Raw genomic sequence first — 17,648 nt, 5'->3', positions numbered from 1 at the left:
TAGTATCAGGTACTAATAACAAGTATAAGTATTTCTGGGAGGATATATCATGGAACTATTACAAGGGAAAACATTTGTTGTTATGGGCGTTGCGAACCAAAGAAGTATTGCATGGGGAATTGCTCGCTCTTTGCATAATGCAGGTGCAAAATTAATCTTCACATATGCAGGAGAACGTTTAGAGAGAAATGTTCGTGAATTAGCGGATACATTAGAAGGACAAGAATCACTTGTATTACCTTGTGATGTAACAAATGATGAAGAACTTACAGCTTGTTTTGAAACAATCAAGCAAGAAGTTGGTACAATTCACGGTGTTGCACACTGTATTGCTTTTGCAAATCGTGACGACTTAAAAGGTGAATTTGTAGATACTTCTCGCGACGGATTTTTACTTGCACAAAATATTAGTGCATTCTCTTTAACAGCTGTAGCAAGAGAAGCGAAGAAAGTAATGACAGAAGGCGGAAATATTTTAACGTTAACATATCTTGGCGGCGAGCGCGTTGTGAAAAACTATAACGTTATGGGTGTTGCGAAAGCTTCATTAGAAGCGAGCGTGAAATATTTAGCGAACGATTTAGGCCAACATGGCATTCGCGTTAACGCTATTTCTGCAGGTCCAATTCGTACGTTATCTGCAAAAGGTGTAGGCGACTTTAACTCAATCTTAAGAGAAATTGAGGAGCGCGCACCACTTCGTCGTACAACAACGCAAGAAGAAGTTGGGGATACAGCAGTATTCTTATTCAGTGATTTAGCACGCGGCGTAACAGGAGAAAACATTCACGTTGATTCAGGGTATCATATCTTAGGATAATTATAATATGAACTGTTAAAGGACAATCTCTACATGTTGAGATTGTCCTTTTTATTTGTTCCTGGAAAGAACGATTTTTAACGAAAGTTCTTACCATGTGATGAATATAACTATAATAGTACACGATTTATTCAGCTACGTATGGAAGTGGGAGGGACGAGTGTGAAGAATAAAAATAAAAGTTCAACAGTTGGAAAACCGTTGTTATATATTGCGCAAGTAAATTTGGAACTTGCTGCACCGAAAATAAAAAGAATTATTTTAACAAACTTTGAAAATGAGGATCAAAAAGAGGAAAGTAATAGAAACGAAAATGTTGTAAGTAGTGCGGTGGAAGAGGTAATAGAAGAACAAGAAGAGCAACAAGAGCAAAAAGAGCAACAAGTAGAAGAGAAAATAGAAGAAGAAGAGGGACTGGAACAGAAACAGAAAGAACCAGTGAGAACTGTCCCGTATAATAAATCATTTAAGGATATGAATAATGAAGAGAAAATTCATTTTTTATTAAATCGCCCTCATTATATTCCGAAAGTAAGGTGCAGAATAAAAACAGCTACAGTCTCATATGTTGGATCAATCATATCGTATCGTAATGGAATTGTAGCGATTATGCCGCCAAATAGTATGCGAGATATTAAATTATCTATAGAGGATATCCAATCAATTAGTATGGCCGGCTTTTAAATATGTAAAGGTGGTAGAAATCTTCTACCACCCCAATAGTTTTTTAGTTTACTTCACTTATTAGATAGAAACGTCGCGTAAGCATTGAATAGCACAGAAACAGCTTAAATCAACAGTAATACAAGTAGATGTCGATACTAGTCTTGCATTTGGTACAGCTAAAAACGTACAAATTGGGTCATCAGTAGGTGGTACAGGAGAGCTATCACCTAATACTACACTTAATACACGTAGTACAGCACAGCTATCATCATCTACACTTTCCACACGGAAAATTGGAGATCGGCAGCTAGTAAGGCTTGCGGATGGCGCGAATGCTTCAAATGGTGCTCCAGCTTTTGTGTATAAAATAAAAGGACGTGTATTTGCTACTGATGCAGTGTTGTGTGCACCTAAAAATGGAATTTCACAACCAGATCCACACGTAGTAGTAGAACAATCTTGTAGTTCATTGATGAATTTTACAACGTCAACTACACAATGAGAAGAGCTATGGTGTTTATTTTCGTTACAACTCATTAATGTCACTCCTTATCTTCTTGTTTGTATTTACATTAATAAGATATTGGAGTCGAGGAGATTTGGTCACAATCTCAAGACCTTTTTTTTTAAATAGGCGAAAGAAGATAAGGGAAGGTGGAATTATGCTGTTTACAAGTTGGCTTTTATTTTTTATTTTCGCGTTAGCTGCTTTTAGGCTCACCCGTTTAATTGTTTATGATAAAATTACAGCTTTTTTGCGAAGACCGTTTATTGACGAATTAGAGATTACAGAGCCGGATGGAAGTGTATCAACTTTTACAAAAGTAAAAGGTAAAGGATTAAGAAAGTGGATTGGCGAATTATTAAGCTGTTATTGGTGTACAGGTGTATGGGTTAGTGCTTTTTTATTAGTGTTATATAATTGGATCCCTATCGTTGCAGAACCGTTACTTGCGTTATTAGCTATTGCAGGAGCAGCAGCAATCATTGAAACGATTACAGGATATTTTATGGGAGAATAATATATTTTCATACTAAGAGAAAAAGCGGAGTTTAAAAGAATGAGGGAACGGAAATAAAGAGTTGTTCATATAGTAAATAGACAGAATTGACAGTAGAGGAGATGTTTGCTGTGAGCAATAATCCAAGGCAAAATTCATATGACCTGCAGCAATGGTATAATATACAGCAACAGCACCATGCACAACAACAGGCATATCAAGAACAATTGCAACAACAAGGGTTTGTGAAGAAAAAGGGATGTAATTGTGGGAAAAAGAAGAATACAATAAAACACTATGAAGAATGAAACACTCATGTTACTGTGAGTGTTTTTTATTATACATAAAAAGCGGTATTTCAAAGGTGAAATACCGCTTTTTACTAGCTAATTTGTGCAACCGTTAATGCTGCAGCACGAACGTCTACAGTTCCTATTAACTCAACTGGTACAATTCGAATTAAGTCACCAGGGTTTAAGTTAATAAGAATAACACCGCTGGATACGTCTACTTCGCCAGTACCAATAACGTTAGAACGAACTGCTGTACCTGATCCAGGAATAATGTTAGCTGGCGTACCTAATGATAAGAAGAAACGACCAGCTTCTGGTGCAGTAGGTACATTATCAAGACTAATTGTTAATGTATAACTGATTTGATAAATACCAGCTCGTAGAATTCGAATGCCATCTCCGACACTTACCGTATCATTTATTACAGGAACAGTAATATTTGGGTTTGGACTGACGCTAGGTAATAGTAGTGGTGTAAATAGTGAAGCGAACTGAGGTGCAGACGCGTTGAAAGCAAAACCGAATGCAGGTAGTGTACTAGCTGGTTTCGCCTCACAATCGATTTTCGTAAATTCGCAATCAGAAGAGAACATGTTTTTCACTCCTTTATCTGTTTCTACTTTCAGTTAATGAAAGGGACAGGTTCTATGTTCTAGACAAGTTCCCAATTTTATGAAAAATACATAATAATACCTTTTAAGCATGGATTGGGTGGCAGATAATTCTGCCACCCAATCCATGCTTAACTCATTATTTAGTTTTAAATCGTAACATCACGCAAGCATTGAATAGCACAGAAGCAACTTAAATCAACAGTAAGACAAGTGTTAGTCGATATTAATCTTGCATTTGGTACAGCTAGGAATGTACAGATTGGATCGTCGGTAGGTGGTACAGGAGAAGTATCACCTAATACTACACTTAATACACGCAATACAGCGCAATCATCATCATCTATACTCTCGACACGGAAAATTGGAGATCGGCAGCTAGTAAGGTTTGCAGAAGGTGCAAATGCTTCAAAAGGTGCTCCAGCTTTTGTGTATAAAATAAAAGGACGCGTATTTGCTACGGATGCGCTATTATGTGCTCCTAAAAATGGAACCTCGCAACCAGATCCGCATGTTGTCGTTGCACATTCTTGTAGTTCATGTATAAAACGAACGACATTAGATACACAGTTGAAATCAAAATCATGTTGATGATCTTCGTTACAATTGCAGCTCATTATGTTCACTCCTTCTCGTGAGTTCTGACATACACTATTACAATATGAGTGGGATATGGTTGATATTACGTTAATTCTTATGATAAAAAGAGGGAATTTATATAGGAGGGATGTACATATTGCAATATAAAAAAAGACATCCTTATTTCGTGGATGTCTTTTCAGGTAAATCTTTTCGCACAGTATACAAAAAGCGAGATATATCTAATTTTTTTCCTCTAAAAAATTGCGGAGAGGAAATGTACAATTCTTCTTTCGCACGTGTAATTGCGACATAAAGTAGTCGGCGTTCTTCTTCTAAAGCTTCAGAAGTCTCTGTAACACGATCATTTGCATCTTTTAAAGAAGAAGTATGAGGCAGAATACCATCGCTCGCCCCGAGTAAAAAGACACATGGAAATTCAAGGCCTTTTGCGTTATGAATAGACATAAGCGAAACAGCATCTTTTTGCGGCATTGTTTTTAATGCTTCCATTTCTTTTTGCCCTTGAATGGCTTCATCAATAAATTGTAAATAAGCTGGAATGTCGGTGAAACGAGTTGCAGACTCCATTAATTCTTCTAACATTTCTTCTTGTATATCTTTATGCATCGTAAAGGAAGAACGATCGTTACTTTGTAAGTACTCTAAATATTTTCCTTTACCATGAATAATTTCTTTTAATGCTTTTTTCGGTTCTAATTCTTTTATAAATTTAATAAAATCGATACGCTCATTTACCTTTTTCACTTGAAAAGGTTTTAAGTTCGGATTTAATAATAAGAAATGAAGAAGAGAAGGGAAACGGCCTTCACCATATTTCCATTGTTCACGTTCAATAAATGAAATACAATCATCACGCCCGATATACATCGTTGGCAATATGTTTGAAAGTGATTCTAATCGAAATGGTTCAATTACGAGTCGTAAATGATCCAATACAGGCTTAATTAACGAATGTTCATAAAATGACTGACTCGCACCGTGTTTAATAAACGGGATTTTATGAATGGTAAGCTGATCAAGTAACGAACGGCTTACAGAATGTGTGCGATACAGCAAACAAAAATCTTTATAGCTTCGTTCACTGCTATCAACCTTTTCTTGAATGAGCTGCAAAATTTGATTTGCTTCATCAAGAGTTGTAGCCGGTCTTGCATAAAAAGGTTGTACGCCTTCTTCACGAACAGAATATAGTTCTTTATCAAACCGTTCTTGATTTAGTTTGATAACTTCATTTCCAAGTCCGACAATAAAAGGATTGGATCGATAATTCGTATTAAGGGCAATAATCGTAGTATTATCAAATTCTTTTGGAAAAGATAAAATAATTTGGTGACTTGCCCCTCGCCAGCCGTATATCGCTTGATCGTCATCACCTGCGATAAATAAATTATTTCTTGGCGAAGCTAACAATTTTACAATTTCATATTGAGCATACGATGTATCTTGGAACTCATCTACTTCAATATAGTGGAAACGTTGTTGTAATTGGGTAAGCAAAGGAGCGTTATTTTCTAACATATAATATGTTTCTAATAAGATGTCATCGAAATCAATATAATTATATTGTTGTTTCACTTCTTCAAAACGCTCGTATACTTCTTTAAATTCTTGTTCAACGGGTGTTTTTGCTTTTACATCTTTCGGACGATTTAATTTGTTTTTCTCAAGTGAAATCATCGCGAGCATCGTTTCAGCATCATAATCGTCTTTTAAACGCAATTCTTTTAAAATTTTCTTTATCATAATTTGTTTATGTTTTTCGTTTGCTAAAATTTGCTGATTATATCCTTGACTACGAAGCAATTTTAAAAAGACAGAGTGGAACGTACCGGCAACAACGTAGCTACTTGCCGCATGATTCATACCCGGTAAATTTGCTACACGATTTCGGATTTCTTCAGCCGCTTTTTGTGTAAATGTAAGTAATAAAATATTTCTCGGATGAACTTGTTTTACATTTACTAAATAACCTACGCGAGTTGTTAAAACAGATGTTTTCCCGCTTCCAGCACCAGCCAGTGTAAGAACAGGGCCTTCTGTCGTTCGTACGGCTTCTAATTGTTTTTCGTTTAAAAATACATTTTGCTGTTCGAGAGCGCGAAAATACGCTGCATCTGCATCTTCTTCCATAATTAAATGGGTAGATGTTTTTGGAATATGATATGTTGCACGTGGAATATCAGCGTGCGTTAATGATTTTTGTGAAAATTTTTCTTGTGTCATATATTCACCTTCAAAACTATAGCATCAACATTTAACTTTAGCGGAAGAAAAAGAAAATAGCAATGTAAAAAACAGGAGGGGATACCTCCTGTTTTCAAATTACAATTCTTTTATCATAACGATGTGAGGAATATTTGCTTCCATAAATACATCAGAACTCGTTACATATCCAAGTTTCTTATAGAAATCTTCTGCATGTGTTTGGGCATGCAGCTTCAATTTTGGTAGCGAGTTTTCCTTCGCATACGCTTCAAGTGCATCCATAACAATTTTTCCAATGCCTTTTTTACGATGGGAAGCTAGTACGCAAATGCGTTCCATTTTTCCTATTCCATCAATGGTGCGAAAACGTCCAGCACCAACGGGAACATCATTATCATATATAACAACGTGTATGGAAGTTTCTTCAAACTCATCATACTCTTCTTCGGCAGAAACTTGCTGTTCCTTCACAAATACTTGCTTACGTACAGAGAATGCATCTCTTAGTTGTTCGTCCGTTTGTACGATCTGTGCATGCAAATTAGTTGTTCCCCTTTCCAAGGCGGAATGTTTCGTGTACAGTCCATGTTCCGTTTTCTAATTGATATAGAAGGTGGAAGCGGTCAATTGGTTGTTCGTAATAGAAATCTTTCATACGTAATCGACCTAGTACATCAGCATGCTCTGCATCTGATAAGCCTTGTCCAATTGTTAAATGAGGTACAAAAGCGTATTCGCGTTCTTGTGTGAACAATCCGCTATGCATTTCCTCATTTAAGAAAGTAAGTTCAGGTGTTTTTTCTACTTTAAAGTAAAGAACATTATTAACAGGTGCGAATGAACCAACTTTTCCAACATGAAGGGTGAAAGGGTTCGTTTTACTTGCGATTGTATGTAACTCGTTTACAATCGATTCTAATTGTTCATCTTGCGTCTCAAAGGGTGTTTTCAATGTAATATGTGGCGGAACTAATGCGTAGTGCGGATCATAACGTTTACGCAATCCGTTCGCTTTATCTTGAATCATTTTAGATGGAAAAATTACAATGCCTAATTTCATGTTCCAATTCCTCCCTTTGTAAGTCTAGTTAGATTTTGAGAAAATAACTCTCTTAATCTATTATATCAAATTATTCTGAATACTGCTCTCTATTATTTCATTGATAGTATATGAGAGAAAGCTTTCGGTAAATCAGTTTGCCAATATTTCCAAGTATGATTCCCTTCAAACTCCTCGTAATGCGTGATGAAATTTCTATCTGTCAGAAGCGTATTTAGCTCACGGTTCGGCCCTACGAAATCAGATACTTGCCCATCAGTGCGTTTTACAGCTGTTTCTTCTGTCCCAATGACATGATAAAGCTCTAGCGCCTCTGGATTTTTGAATTCTTTTGCTAAGTTCATCACTGTTTCATCCACAAATGGTGATTGCATAACAACTTTACCAAATGTATGCGGATACATAAGTGCAGTCATAAAGGAAACTGTTCCGCCAAGAGAATCACCAATTAACACGCGACCTTTACCCATTTGATATGTTGGATAGTTTTCATCAATATATGGAGCAAGTTCATGAGCAAGGAAACGAATATAAGCAGCGTTTTTTACTTCGTTTGGGAAATATTTTTCTTTACGATCGTGTACATTTTTATATGGAATACCGACAATAATTGTACGGTCAATTTCTTCAGTTTCACGAAGGCGCTCAATTACACGGTGTGCTTTCCCAAGCTGAAAATAATCTCTGCCATCTTGTGCAATGACAACTGTATGTTTGTGCAGCGGTGTGTAATTTACCGGTAAGTAAACGAGAAGTGTAACATCTTCTTGAAGTGATGCACTATAAAATGAAATCTCTTCAATTCTCCCAATTGTTTGATTCATGTAGATCCCCCTAAATAAAAATTTACTGTAATAATTGTAAGAGCGACGCTTGTAGTGAAAAAGAAAGAAATATTCACTAATAGGTGCTTTCATTTCTATTTTACCATAATGGTACGAAGAATCTAAAAAATTAGTATTTAAGTTAGGGAAGAAAACGGATATAATGAAGTGGGATTTTTGACAGGTGAGAGGGGAGACGGAATTTGAAACAAGAAAGGTCAATCGCGCTACCATTAGCTATTTCCATTATAGCCATTTCATTCGCAGCAGTTTTTGTAAAGATGTCCTCGGCACCATCTTCCATATTAAGTATGTATCGATTATGGATTATCGTACTTCTTATGCTGCCTATCGTTTGGAAAAAACGGGAAGAGTTTAGTAAGATTCAAATAAAAGATTGGGGATTTTTAATTGGATCTGGTTTCTTTTTAGCACTTCATTTTCTTTTATGGTTTGAATCTTTAAAGCATACAACAGTTGCGAGTTCGACGATTATTTTAGCGCTTCAACCAATCGTATCTTTAGTTGGTGGTTTTTTCTTATTTAAAGAAAGAACAACATACTCAGCCATTGCGACAATGGGAATTGCGATATTAGGTGTAGTGTGTATTGGTTGGGGAGATTTAGGACTAAGTGAACAAGCAATTTATGGAGATATATTATCCTTTTTAAGTGTAATAGCAGTTGTCGGTTATTTATTTATCGGCCAAACGACAGTAAAGAAAGTATCACACTGGATTTACAGCTTTACAGTTTTTGCATTCGCAGGTATTTTTATGGGAATGTATAATATAGTACTGCAAGTGCCTTTTACAGGTTATACGAAGTGGGATTGGACCGTTTTTCTTTTACTTGCGGTCGTGCCGACAGTGTCACATGTCATTAATAATTGGTTATTAAACTACGTAAATGCAACAACAATATCGATGAGTATTTTAGGGGAACCAGTTGGAGCATCTATACTAGCGTTCTTCTTACTTGGGGAAAGATTAAATGTAATGCAAATAATCGGTAGCATACTCGTATTGTTTGGTGTATCTGTTTTCTTATTGCAGCAACAAAAAAGAACAGCAAAAAATGTCGTAAACGAGCCTGTTTATACACAGGAATTATAATGTTAAGAGAGAAAAGAGAAGTTGTGATACTTCTCTTTTTGTTTTATAGAAATACGGGCGTAGAAGGGGGAGGGAAATGGAGTTTCCATCAAAAAAAGATACATGGTTATATCCGATTTTTTTCGTTGTCATGGGAGCGTGTTTTGCTCCAATTTTGTAGACTTTATTCATAGTAAATTCCTCCTTAAAGTAAAAAAAGGACAAACCTCGCCCGAGTTAACTGGGCGTAAGGTTTGTCCTTCACGCTACGTACAATAGAGTATAAACAATGGAAACAAATTTTCTATCTATATTCTAACATATAATCCATATAAAATACTATACAAATTTCAAACTGCATAGCAAAAAACAACAAGACATATTTAAAATTTCACGCACCGAATGATTATTAAAAAACATACATAAAACAAAGACATAGGGGCTTTTTAGTTTTTTAAGTATTGTTATTATTTGTCTCTGAAAGGTCCAAGAATTATGAGTATGTGCAAGGGCATATTCTTTTTATAGGGGGCTCGACGCATCATCCAAGCTAAGGTTTTAGAGTACCTTATACATACAAACTCTGTTCTCTAAAGGTAGTTAATTAAAGAAATTAGTACAAAAATTAGTTTTGGAGATTTGTTTTCATCTTTTCGGGGGCAGTGGAGATACGTGTAAAAATGGGTCATAAACTTACTTTTATTTCCGGTAGAGGACCCGTTTTATTTTTAAACAGGGATATGCAATACCTTAAATTCACTATTTAAAATCCAAATTTTGGTATATTTTTATTAGAATTATGATAGAAATAAAATGTAGTATAAAACTTTTGGATAGGGATGCAAAATTATAGTTGATAATTTTTTTTAACAACACTTTCCTCTATGTCATTTGCAATTACTGAGTGTTCAGCGGTTATGTAATCTCTCAACAAGTCCTAATTATTACCAAGATTAACAAACCCACCTTAATGATATTTCTACCTAAATACTTTTAACAGTTAAAGTTAAACTCAAATTCTATAACATTAACCAACCCAGTTTAGAAATTTTAGATAAAACATATAAGGTAGTAATTAGGGCTTAATTCCATGATAGAGGTGAGGTGAAGAACGATAATATTTTTATTCAACTTCTAAAAAGGAGAGGAAGAATTTGAAAGTTCTAAAAATTAATACGTTACTTTGTACGGTTCTGTTATTAATTGCTTCGACGGTATATTCATCCAAAATAGTGGCTGCCAAAGGGGATCAAAAAGAAGTGGTTGTATTTGAAAAAAAAGAAATAAGTGATGAAGAAGTTCTACTTTCAAGGGCATCAGAAGGAATTACTGATAATGCTCAGATTGAAAAGAGATTAGAATCATTAGTTACTATAACAAATGAGAGCGGAACCATGATTCCGTTATCCAATTCAGATTTTAAAAGTACTACTGAAAGCCTTAAAAGCATTGTAAATGCTAACGGTGAAGTAGTGGATAGTTATGTAACTACATTTTTTGGAGAAGTATCAATTATTCCAAACGCAAGTGAGGTGCGTAACTTTGCTGATCATGGAGGGGGTGAATTAGACTCCACTTTATCAGTTTATTCGCATTCTCGTCTATATTATGACATTACCACAATTAATGGGAAGCAACATTATGATTTAACTAAAGTAACAGGTTATTGGACATTACAAGATGCTACAACTGGGATTAAAAATACAAAGGTTAGAATTGGGCAAACAGGATTATCTGAAGCTGGAGGCAATATAAATAGTGGTCAATATAAGGATTATTCAACAGGAACTTCCTTTTCTATAATTCCCCCACAAACCTGGTTGCCAATATTCCAAGGGAAAGGTAACAAAATAGGTGCATACCAAACATGTACAATTACGGAGGGTTCTCAATCATGGAATGTAGGTTTTTCTCATACTTTGTGGTAACTGTTTACAAAGAATAAGTTATTGGAAAAATGACTTATTCTTTTCAGTATATTTTGTTACCTCGGATTCACAAATTTTACCACAAGCTATGACGAAGAGGTGATACGATGAAATCGTCAAAATTCATTGGATTATTATTTTGTATTTCTACTTTTATGTTATTGGTTGGATGCAATCAAAAAGTCCTCAGTTTTAAAGGGGAAAGCGAAAATTGGATTGTTTCGTACAAAACACAGATTTTAGAGGATAGCGAAGATGGTGCTTATGTTGTGAAATACAAAGGAGAAAATCCAGAGAAAATAAAAGTATTAAATATTGTAATTAATGATGGAGAAAGCGATTTTAATGGTGATGGAAAGGCATTAGATGAAAATAATGCACTATCTATTCCAAAAAAATGTACTGATTGTTTAACAACAAGAGAAGACAAGGAAATGATAATTGACATAAAGTGGGATGGTCATCATGAAAATATTACTCTGAAAAAAAAGAATTAATATAGCTTTCTAAACAAATTCCATGTATATGGTATAACATTCAAAGGAATATAATAGTAAAATCTTTTGAAATCTGGGGGGGATAAAAATGTATAAAAAAGTAAAGTTATCTGTCCTAAGTATTATTATAGCACTATGTACATTTGTTCCATCAACTTTTGCTGCTGGAGGTTCTGAGTTAGAAAATAAAGAGGTAATTATTTTTGAAGCGCAAGAAATTAAAGATAATAACGCTCTTCTTTCAAGAGCGAAAGAAGGAGTTACTGATAATCTTGAATTAGATAAAAATATGAACACCCTAATGGAAGTTAAAGATAAGAATGGGAAAAAGGCTAATTTCTCCAAAAAGGATGTCCAAATTACATCACAAAAGCTTAAGGCTGTAAAAAAAGGAACAAAAGTTGTAGAAAGTTATGTTACAACAGTTTTTAGTGAGGCTACGTTTGAAAAGTCAAATGAAAGTATTTCCAATTTAGGTTATGATACAGGAAAAGGAGCACTAGATTCAACTCTTTCAGTTTACTCTTATTCGAGGGTTTATTATGAGATCGTAAAAGGTGGATCGGGAAATATTAATCACTATGATATAACGAAGGCAACTGGATATTGGACATTACAAGATGCTACAACAGGTATCAAAAATACAAATGTAACTCTCCAACAATGGGGGACGTCAACTATCGGCGGAAACCATTATGTTAACCATTCTAAGAAATTTGATGTGGGCACTTCTTTTAGTGTTGTAGCCGATGCTAATTGGGAACCAGTAATAAAGGCGACAGGATCAGTAGTTAATGCAGTCATGCGCTGTACTATAACGGAGGGATCTAGTTCATGGAATGTAATTTTTGTAAATGGTGTTATTTAAATGAAAAAGTAGGTCCGGCACGATAAATCAAATAACTTCTTGTTTAATGATGAAAATGAAATTAAAGAAAAGTGTGAGCTGAAAAATGTCTTAGCAATATCCGAGTTTTTCCAGCTGAGCCCTAAAACATAAAACAGGTCGTAACTAGAAATAAAAGTAAGTCTGTGGCCGTTTTTACACGTATCTCGGCTGTACCCCATTTATATCAATATAAAATCATTGTAGTAGGGTTTAGAAGCTCCCAATGCATTTTTGACAGACTATTGGGAGAACTACCTAGATGTAAATATCCCTGGTGAGGAGTTACCTGACTTGGACATAATGCAAATCTTTTCAGATTACACTCCAAATTTTGATAAAAAGAATTATCTAGAATGCGAAAAATTATTCACTAATATCGCTCCATATTTTAATGCAAAAGACAAGAATGACTCTACGGATATCGGTTATTTAGCAATGTTTATTGATGAAATTAGCAGAGCTTTAAATGTGAAATTTAATTTGGATCAAAACGTGGATGAGTTTGTGTGCGATTATATTGTTCAATCTATTAAAAAAGCAGTTTAGTATTCCATTGTTTAACGTGGGGAGCAAAGTGTTGGCGGCACCCCGTTTTGTGAAGACTTCTTATAAAATATACAACTAGATTAGTGTTTATTGGAACTGCTAAACAAGGAGCAACAGAAGTAATGCAATTTGCATTATATATGCAAGGAAAGAGAGAAATCATCATTACATTAATGAAAAGGAGTATACGGATTGGGATATTTTAACCCCGAATTAATGAAAAATAATCTAGACCAGGAAGAAGCAATACAAATTGTAAAAGACTATTTAAAGAGATTAGCAGAAACATATGAAGATAAAGAGTATGCAGCAGAAATTATTGAACGTATTTACAATGAGGATACTACTTGCGAGGATATTGACTTTATTTTGGAATGTAAAAAGTTAAAATAGGTGTACTATTTCCCGAAAAGAGATAACTTTAATAATATTTTTCGTTAATACCATTGCAGAATCAAAAAAAGAAGCGAGAAATATTGACTGGTGCTCAGGTGGCATCGATAAAAATGACTAAATATAAGTTGTAGTCAATGTATTCATCTAGAAACGTAAAAAAAGACACTATGGAAAGTGCATAGCCATCAACTTAAGAAAATGAATAAAATAATAAAATTAGGGCACCCTTTCATGCAGTACTGCATGAAAGGGTGTTTTAATTTATGGTTATAAACAATGACACACCAGTTGAGGAACTACGCATGCTTGGTGAAGAATTTCGAAATAAATTTTCTATTCATCACTTACAGGAACTTGCGTATCAAACAGGTATGATTCAACGAAAACGAAAATTTCAGGTACAAAACCTTGTATCACTCTGTGTGTTTTTAGGACAAACAATCAGTTCCGAGTCTTTAGTTAGTCTTTGCACAAAATTAAATGAGGCCACCGGTACTTGCATCTCAGCGGAAGCACTCAATAAGCGTTGGAATGAGAAAACGGTAACTTTTCTAAAAGAGTTATTTCTATATGCCTTCCGGCAAAAAATTTGTCCCACACAATCGCTAGCCAGTCGTTTTGCACGAATTCGCATTTTGGATTCAACATCTTTTCAGCTTACTTCTTCCTATGCCGAAGTTTTTAAAGGATTTGGCGGTGGAGGGTCCGAATCAGGTGTAAAAATTCAATTGGAATACGAACTACTGTCAGGAGAATTTTTAGGACTGACCGCAGACCACGCAACTAGCAACGATGCAAAATTTGGACAAGAACGCACGAAAACTTTACAAGCTGAAGACCTCGTACTTCGCGATCTTGGGTATTATGATATTGGTGACTTAGAGAATATTGCACAGTGCAAAGCTTACTATATATCTAGGATTCGTTGGAACACGCAAGTGTACCAAAAAGGGGAAGATGGAAATTGGATTTTATTAAATATAGAATCCTTAACGAAGAATTTAGGCGAAGGAGAAACGCTAGAATTGCCAGAGGTATACATCGGATTAAAGTGCAAGCACCGAACTCGCCTTATCTTATATCGTTTAAAGCAGAATGAATGGGAGAAATGCTTAGAACATCATAAAAAAATGAAAAAGAAAATGCCAAAGTCTGCGAGTAAAGTAAATCTATTAGTTACCAACACTTCGTCAGAGAAACTGCCAGCCACAGAGGTGTATGCTTTTTATTCATTACGATGGCAAGTAGAAATTTTATTTAAAACATGGAAATCTATATTTCGTATTCATGTAAGTAAAAGAATGAAACTAGAACGATTTCAATGTCATTTGTATGGTCAACTCTTGCGCTTATGTTTAGTTGCAAGCATTACTTATCAAATGCGAAGGCTTTTATGGGAGAAACAAGGAAAAGAAATGAGTGAGTTAAAATGTGCTTATATGGTGCAGATTTATCTAAAAAAAATACACACCGCACTTTTTTATCCTGTCTAACATACTGTTTCAGTGCTCAGCAGGCTCTTTCAAGATATCAGTAAAAATGGGAGAAAAGCACGGCGGTATAAAAAAGAACACCGTTTGAGATCCTAGGCTTAATAGGTAAATCAACGGATCAACTTCCAATGGCTTCATAAAAAAATAGATACCATAGGAAGTTCTATTTGAGTATGTCCAAAATACAGGATTTTATTCAAAGATTGCACAAAGAAGTGCCTCCGATGCTAAAAGCATCAGAGGCACTTCTTTAAAGTTGATGGCTATGGGCTTCGTAGCCACTCTTTTACTTTGGGTTTGTCATATAAGGTTGTACGTGAATGATACATAGATCACGGAACTTTCCTTCAGCAGTTGTAACAATTACGACTGCCCTACCTGCACTTTTTCCAGTAATCGTTACTGTGTCACCTTTTGGATACAGTGTGATAACATCAGCATTCATATTCGTCCAAATAAGTTCTTTATTCGTTGCCTGCATTGGCAAAACGGAAGCTGATAACTCAGTGCTTTGGCCAGTTCTTACTTTTAACTTATTTTTCTCCATATGAACACCGATGACTGAAATAACAGAAGGAGCAATTGAAATTTTAGGTGGATTAGGTTGTATGTTCAAACAAGACGCAGAAGTATTGGTGATAGGTGAAAATTTTCGTGTTTGTTGTTGCTGGAAAGCTGCTAACATGTTGGAGTCCCCTTTCTGTATAAGTGCTGATAGTACTACTATAAAGGAGTAGTGTTACGTTTAATTTAACGAAACATAAAGAAATTGTTAAATTCGAGCAGAAGATTGTCGAACATTGATAAATTGCAAATTTAATTAGTTCTTACCAATCGGGCAGTTATTTCCCACCTAACGCCTTCGTATTCGCCGAATTTTGAGGTGTGGGTCTTATTGCCAACAAATAGCGGGATAAAAAGAAAGCTCTGCTATCATAACAGCAGAGCTTTTTCTTTATAGATTATCACTATGTTGTTTTTCGAAATCCTCAAATTGCTCTTCAATTTCTTTTGAAGGCTGTGTTAGTAAACTAACAATTACGATTACTAGTAAACTAATAGTGAAACCAGGAATCATTTCATATAAGGATTCTTTTAAGAATTTGAATTGAGTCCAAATAATGACTGTAGCGGCACCAGAAATCATACCAGCAAGTGCGCCCCACTTCGTCATACGTTTCCAATATAAGCTTAATAAAATAGCAGGTCCGAATGAAGAGCCAAATCCAGCCCAAGCGTATCCAACAAGAGCTAAAATCGTATCATTTTGTTTAAACGCTAATGCACATCCAACTAATGCAATAACAAGTACAGCCATACGGCCGACAAATACAAGCTCTTTATCAGAAGCAGAACGTTTAAAGAAAGTACGATATAAGTCTTCAGTTATAGCACTAGAAGTAACGAGTAACTGAGATGAGATTGTACTCATAATCGCTGCTAAAATAGCGGCTAATAAAAATCCAGTAATAAGCGGGTGGAATAAAATTTTTCCCAGTTCAAGGAAAATTGTCTCTGGATTGGATAGTTTTAATCCTTTGTCTGAGTAGTATGCAATACCGATAAGACCAGTAAACATAGCTCCGACAACAGAGAAAATCATCCAGCTCATACCAATTCGTCTTGCACTTTTAATTTCTTTTACAGAAGAAATCGCCATAAAGCGTACGATAATATGTGGTTGTCCAACATAACCAAGGCCCCATGCGAATAATGAAATAATACCTAATACAGAAGTGCCTTTAAAAATGTCTAATAATGTTGGATCAATTGATTTAATTGTGCTAAATGCTGGACCAAGCCCATTTACATTCATAATTGTAACAGTAGGAACAAGAATAAGAGCAATTACCATAATGATTCCTTGCACGAAGTCTGTCCAACTTACTGCTAAGAAACCACCAAATAACGTGTAAGCTACAACAACGCCTGCAACAATGAATAATCCAACATGGTAGTTCATACCAAATGAATTTTCAAATAATACAGCGCCTGAAACTAATCCTGAAGCTACATAAAAAGTAAAGAAAATCATAATAACAAGTCCAGATACTAAGCGTAGCATATGGGATTTGTCTTGGAAGCGATGTTCCAAAAATTCTGGGATAGTAATAGAGTTGTTTGCAATTTCTGAGTAGGTACGTAAGCGAGGAGCGACATATAGCCAGTTTGCGTATGCGCCTAGTGTTAGGCCGATCGCAATCCAACTACTACTTAATCCAACGCTAAACATTGCACCGGGTAAGCCCATTAAAAGCCAACCACTCATATCGGATGCTCCAGCACTTAATGCCGTTACTGCAGGGCCTAGTGTACGCCCGCCAAGCATATAATCTGTTAAGTTGGACGTTCGTTTATAGGCAAAATAGCCAATTACTAACATCCCGAGCATGTAAATAGAGATAGAAGTTAAAGTTAACATCTGCGTACTCATGTAGTTCCCCTTCCTTTTGTCATGTCTTTTGATGCGTTATGCATATTTATCCCGCATTAACGGGCAGTAAAACTCCCACCTTAAAATCGGCTGGGCAAGGAAGTTAGGTGGGAGATCAACTGCCCGTAAATGCCCGATTGGTTCAACTAATAATCAGTGGGGGATGAACAAAATCCCCACTGATTAAAGTTTCACTTTATAATCTATCATGATTATTCTGAAAAATCCATACAGAAATATGAATTTTCAGAAATGTAAGCGTTTTTTGATGTCATTTTACTTTTTTGA

General features: G+C 35.4%; 20 protein-coding genes and 1 pseudogene. 12 read left to right on the top strand and 9 right to left on the bottom strand.

From position 1 onward, the window contains the following. Positions 1-49 precede the first annotated feature (49 nt). Together fabI and ACTFNE_RS16950 are read left to right on the top strand one after the other, a co-directional pair. Positions 50-820 carry an enoyl-ACP reductase FabI gene (gene fabI / locus ACTFNE_RS16955; protein ID WP_000421886.1) on the top strand — a complete coding sequence of 257 codons (771 nt, stop codon included), beginning with the start codon at positions 50-52 and terminating at the stop codon, positions 818-820. Between the two features lie 141 nt (positions 821-961). Beyond that, entirely contained in the window at positions 962-1,504 is a 543-nt protein-coding gene (locus tag ACTFNE_RS16950) for a spore coat CotO family protein (protein ID WP_270706192.1), read from the top strand. Between the two features lie 60 nt (positions 1,505-1,564). On the opposite strand, the gene exsY is transcribed toward ACTFNE_RS16950, so the two are convergent. Beyond that, positions 1,565-2,023, bottom strand: a complete 459-nt coding sequence (gene exsY, locus ACTFNE_RS16945) for an exosporium assembly protein ExsY (RefSeq protein ID WP_046198579.1) — start codon at positions 2,021-2,023, stop codon at positions 1,565-1,567. 125 nt (positions 2,024-2,148) lie between these two features. On the opposite strand from exsY, the gene ACTFNE_RS16940 reads away from it, so the two are divergent. Beyond that, positions 2,149-2,508, top strand: a complete 360-nt coding sequence (locus ACTFNE_RS16940; RefSeq protein WP_000899662.1) for a DUF1360 domain-containing protein — start codon at positions 2,149-2,151, stop codon at positions 2,506-2,508. 101 nt (positions 2,509-2,609) lie between these two features. After that, on the top strand, positions 2,610-2,795 hold the full coding sequence (locus tag ACTFNE_RS16935; protein WP_003266501.1) for a hypothetical protein: 186 nt from the start codon (positions 2,610-2,612) through the stop codon (positions 2,793-2,795). A 74-nt stretch (positions 2,796-2,869) separates the two neighbouring features. Here ACTFNE_RS16935 and exsF read toward each other — a convergent pair whose 3' ends face one another. From exsF to ACTFNE_RS16905, 6 genes are all read right to left on the bottom strand, one after another. Further along, a complete protein-coding gene (gene exsF / locus ACTFNE_RS16930; RefSeq protein ID WP_000492941.1) occupies positions 2,870-3,373 on the bottom strand; it encodes an exosporium protein ExsF in 504 nt (167 codons plus the stop codon). A gap of 167 nt (positions 3,374-3,540) precedes the next feature. Further along, entirely contained in the window at positions 3,541-4,008 is a 468-nt protein-coding gene (gene cotY, locus ACTFNE_RS16925) for a spore coat protein CotY (RefSeq protein ID WP_001277713.1), read from the bottom strand. A gap of 142 nt (positions 4,009-4,150) precedes the next feature. Further along, positions 4,151-6,217 (bottom strand): ATP-dependent helicase, encoded by a 2,067-nt coding sequence (locus tag ACTFNE_RS16920; RefSeq protein ID WP_046198578.1) that lies wholly within the window; start codon positions 6,215-6,217, stop codon positions 4,151-4,153. A gap of 99 nt (positions 6,218-6,316) precedes the next feature. Beyond that, positions 6,317-6,739, bottom strand: a complete 423-nt coding sequence (locus ACTFNE_RS16915; protein WP_000543275.1) for a GNAT family N-acetyltransferase — start codon at positions 6,737-6,739, stop codon at positions 6,317-6,319. A 1-nt stretch (position 6,740) separates the two neighbouring features. Then, positions 6,741-7,259 carry a YjcG family protein gene (locus tag ACTFNE_RS16910; RefSeq protein WP_046198577.1) on the bottom strand — a complete coding sequence of 173 codons (519 nt, stop codon included), beginning with the start codon at positions 7,257-7,259 and terminating at the stop codon, positions 6,741-6,743. Positions 7,260-7,351: 92 nt separating this feature from the next. Beyond that, entirely contained in the window at positions 7,352-8,083 is a 732-nt protein-coding gene (locus tag ACTFNE_RS16905; protein ID WP_046198576.1) for an alpha/beta hydrolase, read from the bottom strand. Between the two features lie 203 nt (positions 8,084-8,286). On the opposite strand from ACTFNE_RS16905, the gene ACTFNE_RS16900 reads away from it, so the two are divergent. The 8 genes and pseudogenes from ACTFNE_RS16900 (at position 8,287) to ACTFNE_RS16865 (ending at position 14,926) form a co-directional block, all read left to right on the top strand. Then, on the top strand, positions 8,287-9,198 hold the full coding sequence (locus tag ACTFNE_RS16900; protein ID WP_270706188.1) for a DMT family transporter: 912 nt from the start codon (positions 8,287-8,289) through the stop codon (positions 9,196-9,198). A gap of 76 nt (positions 9,199-9,274) precedes the next feature. Then, positions 9,275-9,352, top strand: a pseudogene (locus tag ACTFNE_RS16895) (PH domain-containing protein); the annotation flags it as partial. Between the two features lie 979 nt (positions 9,353-10,331). Further along, entirely contained in the window at positions 10,332-11,105 is a 774-nt protein-coding gene (locus ACTFNE_RS16890) for a hypothetical protein (protein ID WP_046198574.1), read from the top strand. Between the two features lie 107 nt (positions 11,106-11,212). Beyond that, positions 11,213-11,602, top strand: coding sequence for a hypothetical protein (locus ACTFNE_RS16885; RefSeq protein WP_052737341.1), 390 nt, complete (start codon positions 11,213-11,215; stop codon positions 11,600-11,602). An 88-nt stretch (positions 11,603-11,690) separates the two neighbouring features. Further along, positions 11,691-12,470 (top strand): hypothetical protein, encoded by a 780-nt coding sequence (locus tag ACTFNE_RS16880; protein WP_046198573.1) that lies wholly within the window; start codon positions 11,691-11,693, stop codon positions 12,468-12,470. A 312-nt stretch (positions 12,471-12,782) separates the two neighbouring features. Then, on the top strand, positions 12,783-13,037 hold the full coding sequence (locus ACTFNE_RS16875) for a hypothetical protein (protein WP_046198572.1): 255 nt from the start codon (positions 12,783-12,785) through the stop codon (positions 13,035-13,037). Positions 13,038-13,229: 192 nt separating this feature from the next. Next, the gene (locus ACTFNE_RS16870) at positions 13,230-13,430 is read left to right on the top strand and encodes a hypothetical protein (RefSeq protein WP_046198571.1); all 201 of its coding nucleotides are present in this window, start codon (positions 13,230-13,232) and stop codon (positions 13,428-13,430) included. A 266-nt stretch (positions 13,431-13,696) separates the two neighbouring features. After that, positions 13,697-14,926, top strand: a complete 1,230-nt coding sequence (locus ACTFNE_RS16865) for an IS4 family transposase (RefSeq protein WP_231587817.1) — start codon at positions 13,697-13,699, stop codon at positions 14,924-14,926. A 286-nt stretch (positions 14,927-15,212) separates the two neighbouring features. Here the strand turns inward: ACTFNE_RS16865 and ACTFNE_RS16860 are convergent, their stop codons facing one another. Together ACTFNE_RS16860 and putP are read right to left on the bottom strand one after the other, a co-directional pair. Continuing rightward, positions 15,213-15,611, bottom strand: coding sequence for an Ig-like domain-containing protein (locus tag ACTFNE_RS16860; RefSeq protein WP_000878722.1), 399 nt, complete (start codon positions 15,609-15,611; stop codon positions 15,213-15,215). A 270-nt stretch (positions 15,612-15,881) separates the two neighbouring features. Further along, positions 15,882-17,360: a sodium/proline symporter PutP gene (putP, locus tag ACTFNE_RS16855; RefSeq protein ID WP_046198570.1), complete on the bottom strand. Its 1,479-nt coding sequence runs from the start codon at positions 17,358-17,360 to the stop codon at positions 15,882-15,884. Positions 17,361-17,648 lie beyond the last annotated feature (288 nt).

Origin of the sequence: Bacillus cereus group sp. MYBKT111-2, assembly GCF_051915205.1 — a bacterium.
In the GTDB taxonomy this organism is placed as follows: domain Bacteria; phylum Bacillota; class Bacilli; order Bacillales; family Bacillaceae_G; genus Bacillus_A; species Bacillus_A paranthracis.
The sequence above is the reverse complement of the archived record's forward strand: the minus strand, read 5'-3'. Positions and strand labels throughout refer to the sequence as shown.

Excerpts from the sequence above, each read along its gene's own strand:
- fabI (WP_000421886.1), top strand. The coding sequence starts at position 50 with ATGGAACTATTACAAGGGAAAACATTTGTTGTTATGGGCGTTGCGAAC.
- ACTFNE_RS16950 (WP_270706192.1), top strand. The coding sequence starts at position 962 with ATGGAAGTGGGAGGGACGAGTGTGAAGAATAAAAATAAAAGTTCAACA.
- exsY (WP_046198579.1), bottom strand. The coding sequence starts at position 2,023 with ATGAGTTGTAACGAAAATAAACACCATAGCTCTTCTCATTGTGTAGTT.
- ACTFNE_RS16940 (WP_000899662.1), top strand. The coding sequence starts at position 2,149 with ATGCTGTTTACAAGTTGGCTTTTATTTTTTATTTTCGCGTTAGCTGCT.
- ACTFNE_RS16935 (WP_003266501.1), top strand. The coding sequence starts at position 2,610 with ATGTTTGCTGTGAGCAATAATCCAAGGCAAAATTCATATGACCTGCAG.
- exsF (WP_000492941.1), bottom strand. The coding sequence starts at position 3,373 with ATGTTCTCTTCTGATTGCGAATTTACGAAAATCGATTGTGAGGCGAAA.
- cotY (WP_001277713.1), bottom strand. The coding sequence starts at position 4,008 with ATGAGCTGCAATTGTAACGAAGATCATCAACATGATTTTGATTTCAAC.
- ACTFNE_RS16920 (WP_046198578.1), bottom strand. The coding sequence starts at position 6,217 with ATGACACAAGAAAAATTTTCACAAAAATCATTAACGCACGCTGATATT.
- ACTFNE_RS16910 (WP_046198577.1), bottom strand. The coding sequence starts at position 7,259 with ATGAAATTAGGCATTGTAATTTTTCCATCTAAAATGATTCAAGATAAA.
- ACTFNE_RS16905 (WP_046198576.1), bottom strand. The coding sequence starts at position 8,083 with ATGAATCAAACAATTGGGAGAATTGAAGAGATTTCATTTTATAGTGCA.
- ACTFNE_RS16885 (WP_052737341.1), top strand. The coding sequence starts at position 11,213 with ATGAAATCGTCAAAATTCATTGGATTATTATTTTGTATTTCTACTTTT.
- ACTFNE_RS16880 (WP_046198573.1), top strand. The coding sequence starts at position 11,691 with ATGTATAAAAAAGTAAAGTTATCTGTCCTAAGTATTATTATAGCACTA.
- ACTFNE_RS16865 (WP_231587817.1), top strand. The coding sequence starts at position 13,697 with ATGGTTATAAACAATGACACACCAGTTGAGGAACTACGCATGCTTGGT.
- ACTFNE_RS16860 (WP_000878722.1), bottom strand. The coding sequence starts at position 15,611 with ATGTTAGCAGCTTTCCAGCAACAACAAACACGAAAATTTTCACCTATC.
- putP (WP_046198570.1), bottom strand. The coding sequence starts at position 17,360 with ATGAGTACGCAGATGTTAACTTTAACTTCTATCTCTATTTACATGCTC.